This window comes from Dokdonia genika (genome assembly GCF_042652845.1).
Taxonomy (GTDB): Bacteria; Bacteroidota; Bacteroidia; order Flavobacteriales; family Flavobacteriaceae; genus Dokdonia; species Dokdonia donghaensis.
The window spans coordinates 163588-181083 of record NZ_JBHSHB010000007.1 but is presented as its reverse complement, the minus strand read 5'-3'; the positions used below and the strand labels follow the sequence as shown (position 1 = coordinate 181083).

22 protein-coding genes are annotated in these 17496 nt (G+C 38.9%); 10 read left to right on the top strand and 12 right to left on the bottom strand.

Annotated elements, in window-relative coordinates; translation table 11 throughout:
* Positions 1 to 29: 29 nt before the first annotated feature.
* From dut to ACFO5T_RS01750, 7 genes are all read left to right on the top strand, one after another.
* The gene (dut, locus tag ACFO5T_RS01780; RefSeq protein ID WP_038598233.1) at positions 30 to 464 is read left to right on the top strand and encodes a dUTP diphosphatase; all 435 of its coding nucleotides are present in this window, start codon (positions 30 to 32) and stop codon (positions 462 to 464) included.
* A 53-nt stretch (positions 465 to 517) separates the two neighbouring features.
* Complete coding sequence (locus tag ACFO5T_RS01775; protein ID WP_038598235.1) at positions 518 to 1537, top strand: sugar phosphate nucleotidyltransferase; 1020 nt, start codon at positions 518 to 520, stop codon at positions 1535 to 1537.
* Positions 1538 to 1557: 20 nt separating this feature from the next.
* On the top strand, positions 1558 to 2940 hold the full coding sequence (locus tag ACFO5T_RS01770; protein WP_038598237.1) for a tetratricopeptide repeat protein: 1383 nt from the start codon (positions 1558 to 1560) through the stop codon (positions 2938 to 2940).
* Positions 2941 to 2942: 2 nt separating this feature from the next.
* Positions 2943 to 3722, top strand: coding sequence for a lipoprotein insertase outer membrane protein LolB1 (gene lolB1 / locus ACFO5T_RS01765; protein ID WP_380031545.1), 780 nt, complete (start codon positions 2943 to 2945; stop codon positions 3720 to 3722).
* Positions 3709 to 4941 (top strand): murein hydrolase activator EnvC family protein, encoded by a 1233-nt coding sequence (locus tag ACFO5T_RS01760; RefSeq protein ID WP_380031543.1) that lies wholly within the window; start codon positions 3709 to 3711, stop codon positions 4939 to 4941. Before lolB1 ends, ACFO5T_RS01760 begins: the two co-directional genes overlap by 14 nt.
* Before the next feature lie 282 nt (positions 4942 to 5223).
* Positions 5224 to 5565 carry a hypothetical protein gene (locus tag ACFO5T_RS01755; RefSeq protein WP_380031541.1) on the top strand — a complete coding sequence of 114 codons (342 nt, stop codon included), beginning with the start codon at positions 5224 to 5226 and terminating at the stop codon, positions 5563 to 5565.
* A gap of 111 nt (positions 5566 to 5676) precedes the next feature.
* Positions 5677 to 5862, top strand: a complete 186-nt coding sequence (locus ACFO5T_RS01750; RefSeq protein WP_038598248.1) for a CsbD family protein — start codon at positions 5677 to 5679, stop codon at positions 5860 to 5862.
* Between the two features lie 53 nt (positions 5863 to 5915).
* On the opposite strand, the gene ACFO5T_RS01745 is transcribed toward ACFO5T_RS01750, so the two are convergent.
* Complete coding sequence (locus ACFO5T_RS01745) at positions 5916 to 6425, bottom strand: acyl-CoA thioesterase (protein WP_380031538.1); 510 nt, start codon at positions 6423 to 6425, stop codon at positions 5916 to 5918.
* Positions 6426 to 6493: 68 nt separating this feature from the next.
* Complete coding sequence (locus ACFO5T_RS01740) at positions 6494 to 7429, bottom strand: HU domain-containing protein (RefSeq protein WP_380031536.1); 936 nt, start codon at positions 7427 to 7429, stop codon at positions 6494 to 6496.
* A 101-nt stretch (positions 7430 to 7530) separates the two neighbouring features.
* Here ACFO5T_RS01740 and dprA point away from each other — a divergent pair, with 101 nt between their 5' ends.
* From dprA to lysM, 3 genes are all read left to right on the top strand, one after another.
* On the top strand, positions 7531 to 8634 hold the full coding sequence (gene dprA, locus ACFO5T_RS01735; protein WP_380031534.1) for a DNA-processing protein DprA: 1104 nt from the start codon (positions 7531 to 7533) through the stop codon (positions 8632 to 8634).
* 91 nt (positions 8635 to 8725) lie between these two features.
* The gene (locus tag ACFO5T_RS01730) at positions 8726 to 9685 is read left to right on the top strand and encodes a nicotinic acid mononucleotide adenyltransferase (protein ID WP_380031531.1); all 960 of its coding nucleotides are present in this window, start codon (positions 8726 to 8728) and stop codon (positions 9683 to 9685) included.
* Positions 9686 to 9946: 261 nt separating this feature from the next.
* The gene (gene lysM / locus ACFO5T_RS01725) at positions 9947 to 10447 is read left to right on the top strand and encodes a peptidoglycan-binding protein LysM (RefSeq protein WP_035326359.1); all 501 of its coding nucleotides are present in this window, start codon (positions 9947 to 9949) and stop codon (positions 10445 to 10447) included.
* A gap of 97 nt (positions 10448 to 10544) precedes the next feature.
* On the opposite strand, the gene ACFO5T_RS01720 is transcribed toward lysM, so the two are convergent.
* From ACFO5T_RS01720 to ACFO5T_RS01675, 10 genes are all read right to left on the bottom strand, one after another.
* Positions 10545 to 10874 carry a hypothetical protein gene (locus ACFO5T_RS01720; protein ID WP_375252543.1) on the bottom strand — a complete coding sequence of 110 codons (330 nt, stop codon included), beginning with the start codon at positions 10872 to 10874 and terminating at the stop codon, positions 10545 to 10547.
* Between the two features lie 5 nt (positions 10875 to 10879).
* A complete protein-coding gene (gene nadD / locus ACFO5T_RS01715) occupies positions 10880 to 11458 on the bottom strand; it encodes a nicotinate (nicotinamide) nucleotide adenylyltransferase (protein WP_298349897.1) in 579 nt (192 codons plus the stop codon).
* An 18-nt stretch (positions 11459 to 11476) separates the two neighbouring features.
* Positions 11477 to 11821 (bottom strand): HopJ type III effector protein, encoded by a 345-nt coding sequence (locus ACFO5T_RS01710; RefSeq protein ID WP_380031527.1) that lies wholly within the window; start codon positions 11819 to 11821, stop codon positions 11477 to 11479.
* Between the two features lie 7 nt (positions 11822 to 11828).
* Positions 11829 to 12428, bottom strand: coding sequence for a guanylate kinase (gene gmk, locus ACFO5T_RS01705; RefSeq protein WP_035335184.1), 600 nt, complete (start codon positions 12426 to 12428; stop codon positions 11829 to 11831).
* Positions 12428 to 13291, bottom strand: coding sequence for a YicC/YloC family endoribonuclease (locus ACFO5T_RS01700; protein ID WP_375252540.1), 864 nt, complete (start codon positions 13289 to 13291; stop codon positions 12428 to 12430). Before ACFO5T_RS01700 ends, gmk begins: the two co-directional genes overlap by 1 nt.
* A gap of 84 nt (positions 13292 to 13375) precedes the next feature.
* Positions 13376 to 13708, bottom strand: coding sequence for a hypothetical protein (locus tag ACFO5T_RS01695; protein ID WP_035326367.1), 333 nt, complete (start codon positions 13706 to 13708; stop codon positions 13376 to 13378).
* The gene (locus tag ACFO5T_RS01690; RefSeq protein ID WP_380031523.1) at positions 13708 to 14469 is read right to left on the bottom strand and encodes a 3-keto-disaccharide hydrolase; all 762 of its coding nucleotides are present in this window, start codon (positions 14467 to 14469) and stop codon (positions 13708 to 13710) included. The genes ACFO5T_RS01695 and ACFO5T_RS01690 overlap by 1 nt, the downstream gene beginning before the upstream one ends.
* A gap of 3 nt (positions 14470 to 14472) precedes the next feature.
* Complete coding sequence (locus ACFO5T_RS01685) at positions 14473 to 15207, bottom strand: 3-keto-disaccharide hydrolase (RefSeq protein WP_380031521.1); 735 nt, start codon at positions 15205 to 15207, stop codon at positions 14473 to 14475.
* A gap of 9 nt (positions 15208 to 15216) precedes the next feature.
* Positions 15217 to 16269: a sugar phosphate isomerase/epimerase family protein gene (locus tag ACFO5T_RS01680; protein ID WP_380031518.1), complete on the bottom strand. Its 1053-nt coding sequence runs from the start codon at positions 16267 to 16269 to the stop codon at positions 15217 to 15219.
* A gap of 82 nt (positions 16270 to 16351) precedes the next feature.
* Positions 16352 to 17488, bottom strand: a complete 1137-nt coding sequence (locus ACFO5T_RS01675; protein WP_380031516.1) for a Gfo/Idh/MocA family protein — start codon at positions 17486 to 17488, stop codon at positions 16352 to 16354.
* Positions 17489 to 17496 lie beyond the last annotated feature (8 nt).

Below are 17496 nucleotides of genomic sequence, written 5' to 3'. Positions count from 1 at the left end.
GTACGAGAATAAGTTAGAAAGAAGAACAAATGAAAATAAAGGTTATAAATAAAAGTGCACACGCACTTCCTCACTATGAAACCATTGCTAGCGCAGGAATGGATTTGCGTGCAAATATCACAGAGTCCATCACGATAGGACCGTTAGAAAGAGCTATTGTTCCTACAGGGATATTTATGGAACTGCCAGTAGGCGTAGAGGCACAAGTAAGACCACGTAGTGGCCTAGCTGCAAAAAAGGGCGTGACCGTGCTCAATGCTCCTGGAACCATAGATGCAGATTATAGAGGAGAAGTGGGAGTAATCCTTGTAAACCTATCTAATGAACCGTTTACAATTGAAAATGGAGAGCGCATTGCACAGATGGTCATTGCAAAGCACGAGCAAGGGCAATGGGAAGAAGTAACAGAACTCTCTAGTACAGATCGTGGTGAAGGCGGTTTTGGTAGTACCGGGGTAAAATAGGAAATGACACTTATCAACATAATAGCAACCTTATTATAGAAAAATTTAAATAAATGAAAATAATAGTACCAATGGCCGGTCTAGGCTCTAGATTGCGACCACATAGTTTAACAATACCAAAACCATTAATTCCTGTAGCGGGAGCACCTATTGTACACAGACTTGTACGAGATATTGCTAAGATCTTAAAGCAACCTATAGACGAGATTGCTTTTGTACTTGGAGACCCTACATTTTTTGGTGATGCTGTAATTGCACAACTTGAAGAGCTTGCAGAGAGTCTTGGAGCAAAGGCATCTATTTATCGCCAGGGAGCGCCATTAGGAACTGGTCACGCTATTATGAGTGCAGAGCCTTCTTTGAGTGGTCCTGCGGTAATAGCTTATGCAGATGCACTTATACGCGCAGATTTGGAACTAGATCCTGAGGCAGATAGTGTAATCTGGACTAAGAAAGTGCCTAACCCAGAAGCTTACGGAGTTGTAAAACTTAATGAGAAAGATGAGATTGTAGAGCTTGTAGAGAAGCCAGAAACCTTTGTGTCTGATCAAGCGGTGATAGGTATATATTATTTTAAGGATGTGGCCGTTCTTAAAGAGAAGCTTCAAGAAGTTCTTGATGAAAACCTTATGAATGGAGGTGAATACCAGATTAACGATGGTATTAAGAAAATGATGGCAGAAGGTCGTATTTTCAAAACTGGAACTGTAGATGAGTGGATGGATTGCGGTAATAAAGAAGTTGCCATAGATACTAATTCTAAGATGTTACAGTTCTTACACGATGAGAAGGAAGAGCAACTTATAGCAAACTCTGTGGTAAATGAGAATTCAACGATTATTGAGCCTTGTTTTATAGGTGAAAACGTAGTTCTTAAAAATTGTACTATAGGTCCAGGTGTTGCGATAGGAGCTGGCACAACTATTGAAGATAGTACCATAAGTCACAGCTTAATCCAGCAAGATAGTGTGATAAAAAACGCACAGTGGACAGAGGCGATGATAGGTAATAAAGTACAATATAACGGAGAACACACACGTGTAAGTCTAGGGGATTACACGGTGATGAAATAAGTTTTATATAATCATATTTAATGAAAAAAGGAATCTACATACTCATACTCACGATCGCTTTTACACTAGTAAAGGATCGTGCGTATGGGCAATTCTTAAAAGAAGCAAATCCCTTTGCAGATGAGAATGTAGATGACCTTGGTAATGTTTCAGACGATTTTCAGACATCTTTCTTTGAAGCATTAAAACAAAAGGGAATTGAGAATTATGAGCGTGCCATTATGGAGCTTAACAAGTGTATCTCAATGTCACCATCTAGTCATCCTATTTTATATTTTGAGCGAGGTAAAAATCACGTATTCTTAAAAAAGTATGATGAGGCTGCTTTAGATTTTAATAAATTTTTAGAACTCGAGCCAAATAATGAAGATGTACTAGAAGCATTATATGAAGTCTACTTCCAGCAGCGAGATTATGATGCTGCTGAGGCTACGGTAAAAAATCTCATTAATTTTGACGTGCAGTATAAAGAAGATCTTGCGCGTATCTATACAAGCACAAAAAGATATAACGAGGCGCTAGACCTTATAGATGAGCTTGATGAAGAAATAGGTACAGATATATATCGTGATAGATTAAAAAATAGATTGTATCTACTCTCTGGAGATACATCTAGACAGGTAAAAGCTATAGAGAAAAATATAGCTTCAAACCCTAAAAGTGAAGCAGAGTATCTTAAACTCATATTGCTTTATAGCGAGCAAGGAAATACGCAAAAAGCGTATGAAACCGCTCTAGAACTTCAAAAGGTAAACCCATATGCAGATGAGGTACACCTAGCTCTGTATAAGTTTAATCTTAATGATAATAAAATAGATGAGGCCATAAGCTCTATGCAAAAAGTACTGGAAAGTACTCGTATGAGTGCCGCAGCAAAGCATCGCGTGCTTAATGACTTTGTGCTATTTGTAAACGGTAACCCACAATATGAACCGCAGTTAGAAAAAGCCATTGCAGTTTTTGACACACAGGTGGGAGATTCTAATATTTATCAAGAATTAGCTTCTTATTACATTAAAAAAGGAAGTAAGGATAAGGCACTGCCATATCTTAAAAAAGCTTTACAGAGTGATCCAGAAAATCTTGAGCTTATTAAAAACACAAGCCTTTTACTTTTGGACTCTGGAAGCTTTAAAGATGCCGAAGAGATTGCTGCAAATGCACTAGACCTTTATCCATCACAGCCACTACTATACCTTACTTATGGAGTCGCACTTAATAATCAAGGTAAATTTAAAGCAGCCATAGATCAACTTGAACTAGGTGTAGATTATGTGATAGATGATGTAAAGATGGAAATAGATTTTTACCAGCAACTAGGCGATGCACATAAAGGAGACGGTAATGCTTCTACAGCAAGTAAATACTATAATAAGGTAGAACAATTAAAAGCGCAAGGATAATAATGAGAAAGCTCGTTTACATTATTTTATTAGTTGCTCTCGCAAGTTGTGGTGCAAAAAAAGCAGCGAGTACTAGCACTGCCGAAGATGTCTCTGCAAAAAGACTTATTACTGAGTATTACAACAATGCACTCACTTATAAAACGCTAGATGCCCGTACCAAGATAAAGTACAGAGATAAGAAAGGATCAAAGCCTACAGTAACACTTACGATACGTATAGAAAAAGACAAAAAAATCTGGCTAAACGCGTCACTCATTGGTTTTTCTGGTGCTCGCGCCTTGATTACACCACAAAAGGTGCAATTTTACGATAAGCTCAATAATCAATATTTTGATGGAGACTTTACATTTCTTAGTCAGTACTTAGGAGTAGATATAGATTTTTACCAGTTACAGCGATTGCTTACGGGACAAACTGTTTATGACCTAAGAGAGGGAAAGTATACCTTTAAAGAAACGCAAACGGGTTATGAGGTCACACCAAAAAAGCAACTCAAGGAGGCACTCATCTTCTTTGGGATTGCTACTCAAAATTTTGTCACGCAAGAACAACGCATAGAGCAAACAGATGGTAACGGGACTTTAGATATCGCATATGGAAATTACAAACAGATAGGAAGTAAGACCTTCCCATTTTCGCTAGATATTCTTGCAGATGATGGTCGCAACCAGTCACAGGTACAAATCGAGTTTCGTGATATAGATTTAGATGGAGAGGTACGTATGCCGTTTAGTATTCCTTCTGGATATGAAGAAATAAAGCTAGATGCAAAGAGATAGGCGCATATATATAGCTCTTCTGGGTGTTTTTATGATGCTCTTTTTTACGCAAGCGGCCTTTGGGCAGTCTGCAAAGCAAAAGCAGCTAGAACAGCGTCGTGAGGCTCTTAAAAGAGAAATGCGACAGTTACAACGCTTACGCGAAACAAATAAGAAAAAAGAAATATCTATCCTCACCCAAGTAGAAGATCTGGACACCCAGATAAGACTACGCTCAGATCTCATACGAGTTACAAATAGTCAAGCCAACCTATTGTCAAGAGAGATTAATGAAAATCTGGTAAAGATGGAAAACCTCCGTAAGGAGCTCGCCATATTAAAAGAAGATTATGGTGAGATGATACGCAAGTCGTATAAAAGTAAGAGCGGGCAAAGTAAGGTGATGTTCTTACTCTCTAGTGAAGATTTTAAGCAAGCTTACAAGCGTGTACAGTATATGAAGCAGTATGCAAACTACCGCAAGAAGCAAGGTGAGCAAATCAAGGAACGCACAATACTTATACAAGAGACTAATAAAAAACTAGTCAAGCAAAAAGCAGATAAAGAGACCCTCATTGCCGAAAATAGAACGGCAAAAAAGGAACTAGATAAAGAAAAACAACGCCAGGACCTACTCATAAAAGAAATACGTAAAGAATCTAACACCTATATCGCTCAGATCAAAAAGAAACAAAAGGAGGCAGATCGCATAGACAGACAGATAGATAAGCTCATTGCAGATGCTATTGCTGCTAGTAATAAAAAAGCAGGTAAATCTACAAGCAGTAAGACATTTGCCCTCACACCAGCAGAGGTTACACTCGCAAAAGAGTTTTCTAGTAATAAAGGTAGACTCATATGGCCAGTAGAGCGTGGCCGCGTGGTGAGACCTTACGGTAAGTCTGCACACCCTACCTTACCAGGGATTACTTTAAGCAATAGTGGTGTAGATATAGAAACCACAGAAAATGCTACCGTAAGAGCCATTTTTGAGGGAGAAGTAACTTCTATACAAGACGCAAAGGGAGCAAACATTGCTATCATCATAAGGCACGGTGATTATCTTACCACCTATTTTAATCTTAAAAATATTAAAGTAAAACTAGGTCAAAAAGTAACTCTTAAACAGCCACTAGGTGAAGTCTCTCGTAATGCATTTACGGGCAAGAGCATTCTTAAATTTAGGGTAAGTAAAAACCAGACCAAGCTCAACCCTACACAATGGATAAGTAGACGATAGCTGCTGGTTTACGCTTTCGCGAAAGCGCACTTCTAAATATCATTTGGCATTTCATTTGTATTTTTTGTAATAAGCTTAACACAAGCGCGTTACATAAGTTTTAAATTTAGGGCTATGAAACATCTTAGCCTATTGCTCTTAATTTTATGCGCTTCAATTACTAGTGCTTAAAACACCACAACCACGGCAGAACCTCGTTTTTCTCTAAACGCAATAGGTGCGCTACCTAGTAATGTAGGAGAACCTAATAAAGAATTTTATGATCAAACACGCACGCTACTTGTGGGGACATCTTTAGGTTATAAGTCTAGCTTACAGGGTGGGATATCAAGGTCACGTGTAGGTAATGACGAGGTGGTCGAGTTTCCTCTTATTTTTAGATATCAAGCCACAAAGGGTATAAGTGCATACCTGGGTGTACAAGGGCAAGTAGTGAGAGGACTTGACACCAGCGGGCTTATGTTTACAGAGTTTGCCCCTACTATGGGAATAGATGTGCAATTTACACCAGAGTGGGATGCAGGTATTCAGTTTATGGCACCCGTATATCAAAATAGTGCTGCGCCTGCAGTAAGCTACGAGCTATCGCACCCTATTAGATTAAGAACAGGTATAAAATTTTAGTGTTTACTAGGCTTGCAAACTTTAGCACAACCATAACACTTTTTAATACAGTCTTATTACAATAGACATCTCATTGTGAGTAATTTAGTGGTGAACTTAAAAAGAAAGATTATGAACTCGACCGAATTAGAAGGAAAGTGGAATCAAGTAAAAGGAGATTTCAAACAGAAATATGGTAAACATTTTGATAATGATGAGACCTTTGCAGATGGAAAGATGGATGAGGTTCTAGGCCGTATTCAAGAAAAAACAGGAAAAACAAAAGAGGCTATTAAAGAAGAAATAGAAAAGTGGTAATAGACCATAGATACAAATAAAAAAAAAGCCTCCTCAATGGAGGCTTTTTTATGTTATATAAATAATGCTTTGAGCTCTGTTGCTTCTGCAGGTTTCATCTTGCCTGCAAGCACAAGCGATAATTGTTTACGGCGTAAGGCTGCATCATAGCGTTGTTTCTCAAGATCAGATTCTGGTACAACTTGAGGTACTGGTACAGGCTGCCCTTGCTCATCTACTGCTACAAAGGTGTAAATCGCCTCGTTTGCTTGCGCTTTAAGGCCGCTCTCGCGATCTTCTATCCATACATCTATAATGACTTCCATAGATGTTTTAAATGCTCTAGAAATCTTTGCTTCTACAGTAACAACGCTCCCTAGAGCAATCATTCTATTAAAAGCTACGTGATTTACAGATGCTGTAACAACGATACGACGTGAGTGACGTCTTGCAGCAATACTAGCTGCTCTATCCATACGAGCAAGTAGCTCACCTCCAAAAAGATTACCCAGTGGGTTAGTCTCACTTGGCAGTACAAGATCTGTAAGTATTGTTTTTGAGTCGCTTGGTGTGCGTGAATCCATAGATATTCAATTTTGGCGCAAAGGTACACCAAAGTAGAAAAGGGAAACAGTAAAATGTATAAAGAGTATTAATCGATACTTTGTACAAGTAACCAAGCATCTTGATTATCTGTCTTGCGTATTGCTCTAAGTTCTGAAAGCGCTTCTTGAGAGTCTGTAAAGCTTCCGTAAATTACTTGATGCAGTCCATACTTGTTAGTCCCTATGGTACGTGCTTTATATCCTTTTTCTGTAAGCTGGTCTACACGCTTCTGTGCATTTTCTTCCATACGGAAGGCACCCGCTACAATGTGATAATTACCCGCAGGCTTTGTAAGTGATAGCTGTATAGCTGGTAAAGGATTAGGGATAACAAAAGTTGCTTCTTGTATCTTATCTTCTAGCTGCTCTCTTGCTTGCTCTTGGGCCACATAGTTATGCTCTTTTACATCTTGAACATAGTTAAAGCTAGCCGCTCCAAGAACGCCAAAGGCGATAACCGCTGCTGCTGCATACTTAAGCCAAGAGTTACTTGCCTTACGTTCTGGTGTAAAAGCAATAGGTGTTGTCTCCTCAAGTGCAGTAACCTCTTCTTTATAAACTTCTCGCATAATCTCTGGAGAGGTAAAAGAAGATAGACCAAAAGAATCTGTAAGATAGTTGAGGTGATATGATGGCTCAAACTGTAATCTACTCTCTGTGTCTAGAGATAGTGTACCTATGTTTGTAAGCGTTTGTGACTCTCCCTTATGCAGGTTGTCATAAAGAAAGCGCACGTAGGTTTTAATACGATTACTCGCCTCACTATGAGGAATCATCTCTGTCTTTGCAATATAGTTTGCCAGTAAACCATCACTGTCTGTAAGTTGTGCATTAAATGACAATTTCTTTTTAGGCGGATAAAAAGCGTGTGTAGTGGCGTGTATTTGCGCACTTTGGATTTGAGTCAAAAAAGCCCCAAAACCTGGTAAAATTACACACTCATATCTGTATAAAAGGTCACTTATGTATTGGTCTAACTGCATAACTCAAAAATAGTCAAAATGTCTAGTCACGCAACAAGGCGAGATATATTTTATTAACAGATATAATAGTTGTTACTTAGTAGCCTCAATTTCAAGCATTAATGACAGAAAAAGAATTACTCGCACTCCTTATACTACAATACACTCCAAATCTGGGTGATGGTTCTATAAAAAAACTGCTTCAACACTTTGGTTCGGCTACGGCGGTTTTAGAACAGAAAAAGAGCACATTGCTTAAGATAGATGGCATAGGTGAGCATAAACTTAAAGCTTTTGGTGATGAGGAGTATCACGCTTTCGCGAAAGCGGAATTAAAATTCATACAAGATAACAACATAAACGTCTGTGCATTTACAGATGAGCAATACCCACAACGTCTCAAACACTGTCTAGATGGACCAGTGCTGCTATTTTCTAGAGGAAACATAAACTGGAATAATAGAAGAATTATAAGCATTGTAGGGACTAGGAAAATTACCACTTATGGCGAGCATTTTATAAAAAAGCTCATTAAAGATTTGGCTCCCTTAAATCCGCTTATTATCTCTGGCTTTGCTTATGGGGTAGATATTACCACACATAAAGCGTGTATTGAGCACGGATTGCAAAATGTAGGTGTACTGGCTCACGGGCTTAATCAAATTTACCCAAAGGTGCACGCTAAGTATATGAGCGATGTAGAGGCAAATGGTGGTTTTGTTACAGACTTCTGGAGTAAGAGCAGTTTTGTACATACTAACTTCTTACAGCGCAACCGTATTATTGCTGGGCTGTCTGAGGCTACTATCGTTATAGAATCTGCAGAGAAGGGAGGTTCTCTTGTGACTGCAGACTTTGCAAATGGATACAATCGAGACGTGTTTGCGGTACCGGGAAGGGCAGAAGATAAGCAGAGCTTGGGTTGTAATAACCTCATAAAACAGCAGCGAGCAAACCTTATGACTAGTGCGGCAGATCTTATTTATATACTGGGCTGGAAACTAGAGCAAGAACAAGCTCCCGTGATCCAAAAACAACTTTTTGTAGAACTTACAGATGAAGAAAAACTGGTATGGCGCTTCTTAAAAGGCAATGGCAAAGAGCTTATGGACATCATCGCTCTTAATTGTAAATTGCCCACTTACAAGATTGCAAGCATCTTATTACAAATGGAATTAAAAGGAGTAATAAGGCCTCTCCCCGGAAAAATCTTTGAAATTATTTAGTAATAAAATATATTTAAATATCTGATTTTGAGTTAATTGAATTTTTGGCACGTGGTTTGAATACTGTTAAGGGAATCCAAAAACAAACAGTATGAAAACGATCAAACATTTTATTGCAGTAGCGCTCGTCGCCATTTTGTTTACTTCGTGTTATACAGAGGCGATTGTAGAAGTAGATCCATATGTAGAGGTTAATAATGGACCTACACTTAATCAAGTATTAACAGATTATGAGATCTGGTATGTAGATATAGATGCCTCATCTGGAAATATAGTTGTACCATTTTTACAAAAGGCATTTACAGTCTCTTTTAGAGGAGGAAATATTTTTGCAAATAACAACCTTTCTGGTTTAGGGTACAATGGAGCCGGGTTTGGGATAGACGTAGGTAACTATGATACCTTTGGTTTTGAGCTAGATGCTTATCACGATTTAGACGGAGATTACACCTTTGATGTACGCCAGTTATCTGGTAATGAGATAGAATTATATCACCCGTCTACAGGAGCGAGATATATACTGGTAGGTTACCAGCGCAACACCTTTGACTATGATTTAGTGTTTTACAATAACATACACTACTTCTTACAAGAATTTGAAGCTTGGGAGAAAATCTATACAAGTCAAGAAGGTGAGATCAATCCTTTTGATAATGAAAACTACTTACAGTTTTTACCAGCAGGGGTTTCTGGCAACTTTAGAAGCTCTGAAGATGGTAATGGTACACCAGTAAATAATATATACTGGGACTATAATGGGATTTATGATGTAGATGATGTACCTGGTGATTTTTACCAGAAAACTTTAACACTAGATTATAATTTTCCAGACAATGAGTTCTTTGACCTTACCGTTATAGATGACGAGACCATAGAGTTATATCAAGTAACTACAGGTACTACCTACCAGTTTAGAGGTAGAGGGTATATAGAGTTTAGAACCTCAGAAGATGGGAAGTCTAAAACCTTGCCTAAGTTACGAAAGAAGACTTCAGAAATTAAAAAAGAAATAGAAGCGCTCAAGGCGAAAAAAGCAAAAGCGTTAAAATAGAAAGGAGCACTGTACAACCACAGTGTGACGTATAAAGATTTTTTGGTTGGTTATTTAGTTGGAAAACCCTTACCTAAGTGTTAATTAGCGTAAGGGTTTTCTGTTTTAAAAAACGATTAGAACTATAGATATAATGCATAAAAATGAGGACTAATGTACTAAGTGATTATAATTGCCAATCTCCTCTTAACAATACTGTATAAACACCTACTTTTTTGTAAATTGACTACACAATAAAAACACTAACTAAAAATTATAATTATGGGATTATTTTCATTTATTAAAAATGCCGGAGCAAAAGTATTCGGGATAGGAAAAACAGAAGAAGAAGAGGCGGCAGAAGCAGCAGCAGTTGCAGAAGAAAAGATTGCTATGGAAAATGCAAAAGCAGCAAGTAATATGGCAGAAACTATTAGTGACCTTGGTCTAGATGTAGATGATCTAGATATATCTATAGATGGTGATGTTGCTGTTGTTGCAGGTAGTGCACACGACCAAGCTACTAAAGAAAAGGTAATCCTTGTAGTAGGAAACTCTACAGGTATTGCAACTGTAGACGATAGACTTACTGTAGAGAACCCAGAGCCAGAAGCTCGTTTTTATACGGTAGAAAAAGGAGATTCTTTAAGTAAGATCTCAAAAGCGATGTACGGAGATCCGATGAAGTACCCACAAATTTTTGAAGCAAATAAGCCTATGCTTAAAGACGTAGATTTAATTTATCCAGGTCAAGTATTACGTATTCCTCACTTAGAGAAATAAAAGAAAGCGCTCAAGCGCGATTATAGACTAATTAAAAGAACAAATATGAAGGGCGATAGTCTGGAATGTTTGTTCTTTTTTTATATAATAAATTCATCTAGTTTAATGAACCAAAAATGTGCAGGATCTCTTTGCTCATATTCATTAAGACTAACACCCAGAATACTACAGCGAGCCCTGCAAAGAGTTTTGCTTTACCCAGGTGAGCATTATGAGGTTCTTTTCGAGCCTTGACGTATTTTATAATTGTAAAGACACTAGAAACAATGAATATAGCCGTGGCAAAACCTGTTAAAAAATCAGGTAAGTCATTACTTGATTTAATGACTCTGTTTAATACAAAATATACTAGAAAAGACACAACCATCATAAGCCCGTAGTAAGTGGCTTCTTTTGCATTTTGGTCGGTGAGATCTCTTTTAGGCATCAGGATTATCTATAAAAACTCATCTCGTCTATGAAAGTGTAAACTTCTGGAGGAAGTAGTGGTCGTATGTTTTTGCCCTCCTTAATCGCCTTACGTATCATTGTAGATGAAATCTCCATAATAGGTGCGTCTACTTTATGAATCTTTGGGTGATTATCAAACTGTGTTTCAACCGTACCTTCAGAGATTCTAGGGTATACATAGATGTCGTGACGTTCCAAAATAACTTCATAGTTTTTCCACTTATGAAGGCTTTTAAGGTTGTCCTCACCCATTATTAAACAAAACTCGTGCTGAGGATACTTTTCTTCTAGATGAGCTAGCGTGTATACCGTATAATTAGGCTGTGGCAGGTCAAACTCAATATTACTTGGCTCGATTTTGTCATAATGTTCTACAGCCTCCATTACCATCTGGTAGCGATGATGATTGTTAAGTAGGCTACTCTTCTTCTTAAAAGGATTGTGAGGCGTGATAACCATCCAGATTTTATCTAAATCACTATACTCTGCCATATGATTTGCAATAGCAAGATGCCCTATGTGTATAGGGTTAAAAGTTCCAAAGTATAGACCTATTTTCAAGGGATAGTAAGTTTTGAGTTATTTCTTTTGGAGCGGGTTTGTGTCGAAGTCAATTCCGTCCCAGCCGTATTTGATAAAATTTCTAATATTTTGGTGATCTGTACCCTCTGGGTTTTGTAGCACATCTTCTCTGTAATAAGCGCCAAAACACTGTAGCGTGTCACTTTTATTTAATCCTTGCTCTTGTGCAAATGCAAATAGCTTACAAGAGCCATTGTTCTCACCTGCGTCATTATGAATGTCACCATTCTTAAAAGAGCTAGGCGTAAAAGTATATAGCGCTTCTATAACAGCCATTGTATCTGTAAACTCAATCTCAGTGGGTGAGGTAGCAAGTTTGGTATTAAAATCTTGTAATGTCATTGAGGTACTATTTTACAAAATCGGTAACAAGTGTAACCGCTTCTTTAAGAGCTTTTTCTAAATTATCATTAAGGATAATATGATCAAATTGTGGTGCTGTGGCCAGCTCTACAGAGGCTTTTGCAACACGCATATTGATTTTATCTTCACTTTCTGTACTACGTTTTTTAAGACGTATTTTGAGCTCATCTACACTAGGTGGTTTTACAAAAACGGCAAGTGTCTTATCTGGAAACTTTTTCTTTATGCGTAAACCGCCTACTACGTCTATATCAAATATAACGTGCTTACCCATCGCCCAGATACGTTGTACTTCTTTCCAGAGTGTACCGTAAAAGTTGTCACGATAGACCTCTTCCCATTCTAGAAAGTCGTCTGCTTTGATATGATTTTTAAACTCCTTAAGAGAGATAAAGTAATAATCTGTACCGTGTACTTCTGTGCCGCGAGGTTCTCTACTAGTCGCAGAGATACTAAACTCTAGATTGAGCTCTGGTTGACCCAAGAGATGTCTTACAATTGTTGTTTTACCACTACCAGAAGGCGCCGAAAAAACAATGAGTTTCCCCGTGTGATTTAGTTCTTGTGCGTCAGGTTGTTTTCCCATTAGAGTACGTTTAATACTTGCTCTTTTATTTTTTCTAGCTCATCCTTCATTTGCACGACTAGCTGTTGCATAGGTGCATAATTAGACTTTGAGCCTATTGTATTAATCTCACGACCTATTTCTTGACCTATAAAGCCTAGCTTTTTACCGTTAGAATTATCAGAATCTAGTGCTTCTGTAAAGTAATCTAAGTGATTTTTAAGACGTACCTTTTCTTCTGTGATGTCGTATTTCTCTAGGTAATAGATAAGCTCTTGCTCAAACCTATTTTCGTCAAGATTAACCTTGAGATCTGCAACGGCTTTCTCTAGACGCACTTTTACATCTGCAAGACGATCTTTATCAAGAGTGATAACTTCATCTAGTAAACGCTGTAGATTTTTAATGCGCAGTTCAAACTCAGTTTTGAGAGAGTTACCCTCATCTAGTCTGTAAGCGTTTATTTCCTTAAGCGCACCTTCTAGATTAGTTACAATGGCTTTGTACTCATTTTCATCCAGTTCTTTACGCTCAGTTTTGAGAGCATCTGGAAGTCTCACAGCCATTTTAAGTAGCTCTATCTCGCTAGGCTCACCAGCAACAGCGTTTGACAGCTGTTTCATATAGGTGTTTACAACAGATTCATTAATCGCTGTATTGGTGTTTTCGCCAGTGCTTTCTATGTAGAGACCTACATCGATCTTACCACGTTCTAGAGCTTTTGCCACCATATTGCGTAGTGCGAGTTCCTTCTCACGATATGTAGAAGGGATACGTGCATTGAGATCAAGGTTTTTGCTGTTAAGCGATTTGATCTCGATAGTAATCTTTTTTCCGGGAAGCTGTACGACACTCTTCCCAAAACCAGTCATTGATTTTATCATAGCGCAAAGATAATGGTTCAGTAAGTAATGAAAAATTAAGAATGACTGTGGTTTTTTACGCTTTCGCGAAAGCGTAATCACACCCTATTTTACTTTTTCTTGCATATAAGAGCGCACCTGGTAGTTAGCCAGCACAACATATGCTACTAATGCTATATAACCACCGTATGCGGCATAAGGGCTTTCTAAAAAGAGGAGACAACTACAAATTGCAAAAAGTGCAATGGTGCCTATCCCGTATTTTTGAGCAAGAAAGGAGTATGCTTTATCCCAAGTGGCTTGATCTCTCATCCACCATTCTGGAGCTTTTGATAAAAAAGGATTACCCAGCGATGGCGGAAAGTAACGTGTATTTATAAATAATGCCAGACTTATGAGTGCTGGGGCAAATGTTGTAAGGAGTGCAGGGAAGTTCATTAATCTAATTTACGTAACCAAATATTTCTATACCCTACACCACTCATATCTCCGTGATCTTGCAGTACAATTGGGCCGTCACCGTGAGCATTGTTTTTTGGGAAACCTATGTACTCTGTACTACCTTTAATCTCGTAGTGATCTTGTATGAGTACACCATTTAAAAATACGGTGATTGTAGCAGCTTTTGTTTTTTTACCTGCAGCATTAAACGCTGGCGCGTGAAAAACAATATCATAGCTGTTCCACTCTCCAGTAGGTTTTGCAGCCATAACGTCTGGAGCTTTTTGCTTATAAATAGAGCCTACCATACCGTTTACATAGGTGTCATTATCATTGTTATTCAAGATTTGTACTTCGTATAAGCCTTGAAAAAACACACCACTATTACTTCTGTTTTGGTTAGTCTGCGTGTTGTTTGGGTCACTGCGCCATTCTAGGTGTAATTGTACACTCCCGAAGTCTTCTTTGGTCACAATATCTCCCGTTTTATCCTTTACGGTCATACTGCCGTCTTGATTAATCGTCCACTTAGGAGCGCCGCCGTCATTTTTACTTTTCCAAGCATTGAGGTTTGTGCCGTCAAACAATATCACAGCATCACTAGGGATACCGGTTTGCCCGTTTATGGCAACCTTTGCAGGTTTTGGACCCCATACTTCTGTTTGTTCTGGTTTTGTAGGTTCATCACCCACATTTCCTGAGCCACACGATGTAATGGTTAGTGCTGTTGCGATAATTCCTAAATGGTATAATTTCATAATCTATAATTCTTTTATTGTAATGTTGCGGTACCATACTTTATCTCCGTGATCTTGGAGACCTATGTGACCTTCTTGATATTTACCAAAGCCTTTCCAGTCTGCAAACTTAGTCTTTGCAACCATAGCATCCCACTCTTCGCCATTTACGGGGAAGGTATATGCTTCTTTACCGTTAAGGCTTACTTTACCTAGGTTGCTATCGTGATTGATATAAAGCGTTACTTTATTCCACTCACCCGCGGGATTAATCATACCGTCTGCAGGTTTTATCATATCATAAAGAGATCCTGCTTTGTGCGTTCCATTCGCCACCTTTGCATCTGGGTGACGCTCGTCATCTAGCACTTGTATTTCTGGGCCAGTTTCATAAGCTTCTTTAAAGTCTGGTGATTCTTTTACACCCCAAAAGATGCCACTATTACCACCTTCAGAAACTTTCCACTCAAGATTGAGTTCAAAGTTTTTATAGGTGTTTTTTGTAATGATGTTTTTACCACCTTCTTCACCAGGTGTAAAAGCCATTGCTCCATCTTCTATGGTCCAGTTGTCGTGCATTCCGTCTGTACCATACCCTTTCCAAGCGTCAAAGCTAGAGCCGTCAAAAAGGACAATTTCGGTCGTAGATGCTTGTGTTACCGTTTCTACTTCTTCAACCTCTTGTGTTGTAGTAACTTCTTTTTCTTTACAGCTTAAAGCGAAAATTGCCACTGCCGCGATATAAAATGTTTTTTTCATAATAGTGTTTTAAAGTCCCAATATCTTCTTTAACTGCTCCTTGTCAATATCTTCTCCAGCAAAATCATCAAAACGTTTTTGTGTTGCCTCAATAATGTGTGAAGCGATAAATGGTGCGCCTTCTCGAGCTCCTTGCTCAGGACTTTTTACACAACATTCCCACTCCATCACTGCCCAAACGTCACAACCGTATTCTGTGAGTTTTGTAAAAATAGTTTTAAAGTCTATCTGTCCATCTCCCGGAGAGCGGTAACGGCCAGCGCGATCTTGCCAGTCACTGTAACCGCCAAAGGTACCACGCTTTCCATCTGGTTTAAACTCAGAATCTTTTACGTGAAAGGCCTTTATAAACTCGTGATAGTGGTCTATGTATGCTATATAATCGAGTTGCTGTAATACAAAGTGACTCGGGTCATATAAAATATTACAACGCTTGTGATTACCTGTAGCTTCTAGAAAACGCTCAAAAGTCACTCCGTCGTGTAAATCTTCACCAGGGTGGATCTCATAAGCTACATCTACACCACAATCATCATAAGTATTGAGTATAGGTAACCAGCGTTTTGCAAGTTCTTCAAACCCCATCTCAACAAGTCCTGCAGGACGTTGTGGCCAAGGGTGCATTGTATGCCAAAGCAACGAACCACTAAACGTCGCACTCACATCAAGACCTAGATGTTTACTTGCGTGTGCTGCACTTATTACTTGCTTGCGAGCCCACTCAGTACGCTTGTTTGGATTGTTTTTACAATCATCTGGAGCAAAGTTGTCAAACATCAAGTCATAAGCAGGATGTACAGCAACCAGTTGCCCTTGTAGGTGTGTAGAGAGCTCTGTAATCTCAAGCCCATAGTCATTTACTTTACCCTTAAGCTCATCACAGTAGGTTTTACTCTCTCCAGCTGTGGTGAGGTCAATTAATCGGTTTTCCCAAGTTGGGATTTGTATTCCTTTATACCCAAGGTCTGCTGCCCATTTACACAATCCGTCTAGTGAATTAAATGGTGCTTTGTCATCCATAAACTGGGCGAGAAATACTGCGGGTCCTTTTATTGTTTTCATTGGATATATTTTTGTTCATTCCCGCAAATGCGAGAATCTTTTCAGTTGTTGTTTTTTACGCTTTCGCGAAAGCGTACTTATGCTACTCTAGGTCTACCCACACATTCCCATCACGATGAGATTGTACGGCTTTCTCTATAAAATTCATTCCTCGTACACCATCTGTCATACCCGGAAACTCACCAGAATTGTAGTCTTCTCCACGTATTGCCTTTGCAACACCTTTATAGATATTACCCATCGCGTCAAAAATACCTTCTGGGTGTCCCGGAGGTAGTTTTGTGCCGTCTAGCGATAGCGGACTGTTATAAGCGTGGCCTGGTTTAAGCACGCGCATAGGTTGTCCATCTTCTAGTAAATAAAGATAGTTAGGGTTTTCTTGCTCCCACTTGAGGCCTGCTTTTGTACCATAGATAGCTACGGTAAAGTTGTTCTCCTCACCTGTTGCTATTTGACTAGATCGCAATACACCTTTCGTATATTCATCTAGGCGTAGTAATACGGTACCGTCTATATCCATCTCATTGTCTGCATATAGATGGTTGAGGTCTGCAAGTACAGATTTAATTTTCTTGCCAGTTACAAACTCTAGCATCTGGTAAGCGTGAACGCCTATATCGCCAAGACAGCAAGAAATTCCAGATTTTTCGGGCATTAAACGCCAGGTGCTATTGCGCTGCTCCTTGTCGTGTATGAGGTTATTAATCCAGCCTTGGTAATACTGAGCGTCTACTTTTTGTATCTCGCCTAGTTCTCCATTTGCTATCATTTCCCTCATTTGGCGTACCATAGGGTAGCCAGTGTAAGTATGTGTAAGTCCAAAGACGTTACCATTTTTCTTTTGGATAGCCTCAAGCTCTAGCGCCTCTGCGTGTGTCATCGTCATAGGCTTCTCACAAATCACGTTAAAGCCAGCCTCTAGAAGCTGCTTTGCCATCGGGAAGTGTAAGAAGTTTGGTGTAAGTATAGATACCACTTGCATACGCTGGTCTTCTGGGAGTGCGGTTTCCTTTTCTACAAGCTCCGTTAGATCTTTATAAATACGATCTGTCGGGATGCCTATTTGAGCAGCAAATTCTTTGCTTACCTCAATATCTGGGTTAAAAGAACCACCTACTAGCTGATATGCGTCAAACATACTTGCCGCCACGCGGTGTAACACACCTATTAAACTATCTCCACCGCCACCTAAGACGCCCCATCTTATTTTATTGCTCATTGTGTTGT

Coding starts and splice junctions, on each gene's coding strand:
- dut (WP_038598233.1), top strand. CDS start 30: ATGAAAATAAAGGTTATAAATAAAAGTGCACACGCACTTCCTCACTAT.
- ACFO5T_RS01775 (WP_038598235.1), top strand. CDS start 518: ATGAAAATAATAGTACCAATGGCCGGTCTAGGCTCTAGATTGCGACCA.
- ACFO5T_RS01770 (WP_038598237.1), top strand. CDS start 1,558: ATGAAAAAAGGAATCTACATACTCATACTCACGATCGCTTTTACACTA.
- lolB1 (WP_380031545.1), top strand. CDS start 2,943: ATGAGAAAGCTCGTTTACATTATTTTATTAGTTGCTCTCGCAAGTTGT.
- ACFO5T_RS01760 (WP_380031543.1), top strand. CDS start 3,709: ATGCAAAGAGATAGGCGCATATATATAGCTCTTCTGGGTGTTTTTATG.
- ACFO5T_RS01750 (WP_038598248.1), top strand. CDS start 5,677: ATGAACTCGACCGAATTAGAAGGAAAGTGGAATCAAGTAAAAGGAGAT.
- ACFO5T_RS01745 (WP_380031538.1), bottom strand. CDS start 6,425: ATGGATTCACGCACACCAAGCGACTCAAAAACAATACTTACAGATCTT.
- ACFO5T_RS01740 (WP_380031536.1), bottom strand. CDS start 7,429: ATGCAGTTAGACCAATACATAAGTGACCTTTTATACAGATATGAGTGT.
- dprA (WP_380031534.1), top strand. CDS start 7,531: ATGACAGAAAAAGAATTACTCGCACTCCTTATACTACAATACACTCCA.
- ACFO5T_RS01730 (WP_380031531.1), top strand. CDS start 8,726: ATGAAAACGATCAAACATTTTATTGCAGTAGCGCTCGTCGCCATTTTG.
- lysM (WP_035326359.1), top strand. CDS start 9,947: ATGGGATTATTTTCATTTATTAAAAATGCCGGAGCAAAAGTATTCGGG.
- ACFO5T_RS01720 (WP_375252543.1), bottom strand. CDS start 10,874: ATGCCTAAAAGAGATCTCACCGACCAAAATGCAAAAGAAGCCACTTAC.
- ACFO5T_RS01710 (WP_380031527.1), bottom strand. CDS start 11,821: ATGACATTACAAGATTTTAATACCAAACTTGCTACCTCACCCACTGAG.
- gmk (WP_035335184.1), bottom strand. CDS start 12,428: ATGGGAAAACAACCTGACGCACAAGAACTAAATCACACGGGGAAACTC.
- ACFO5T_RS01700 (WP_375252540.1), bottom strand. CDS start 13,291: ATGATAAAATCAATGACTGGTTTTGGGAAGAGTGTCGTACAGCTTCCC.
- ACFO5T_RS01695 (WP_035326367.1), bottom strand. CDS start 13,708: ATGAACTTCCCTGCACTCCTTACAACATTTGCCCCAGCACTCATAAGT.
- ACFO5T_RS01690 (WP_380031523.1), bottom strand. CDS start 14,469: ATGAAATTATACCATTTAGGAATTATCGCAACAGCACTAACCATTACA.
- ACFO5T_RS01685 (WP_380031521.1), bottom strand. CDS start 15,207: ATGAAAAAAACATTTTATATCGCGGCAGTGGCAATTTTCGCTTTAAGC.
- ACFO5T_RS01680 (WP_380031518.1), bottom strand. CDS start 16,269: ATGAAAACAATAAAAGGACCCGCAGTATTTCTCGCCCAGTTTATGGAT.
- ACFO5T_RS01675 (WP_380031516.1), bottom strand. CDS start 17,488: ATGAGCAATAAAATAAGATGGGGCGTCTTAGGTGGCGGTGGAGATAGT.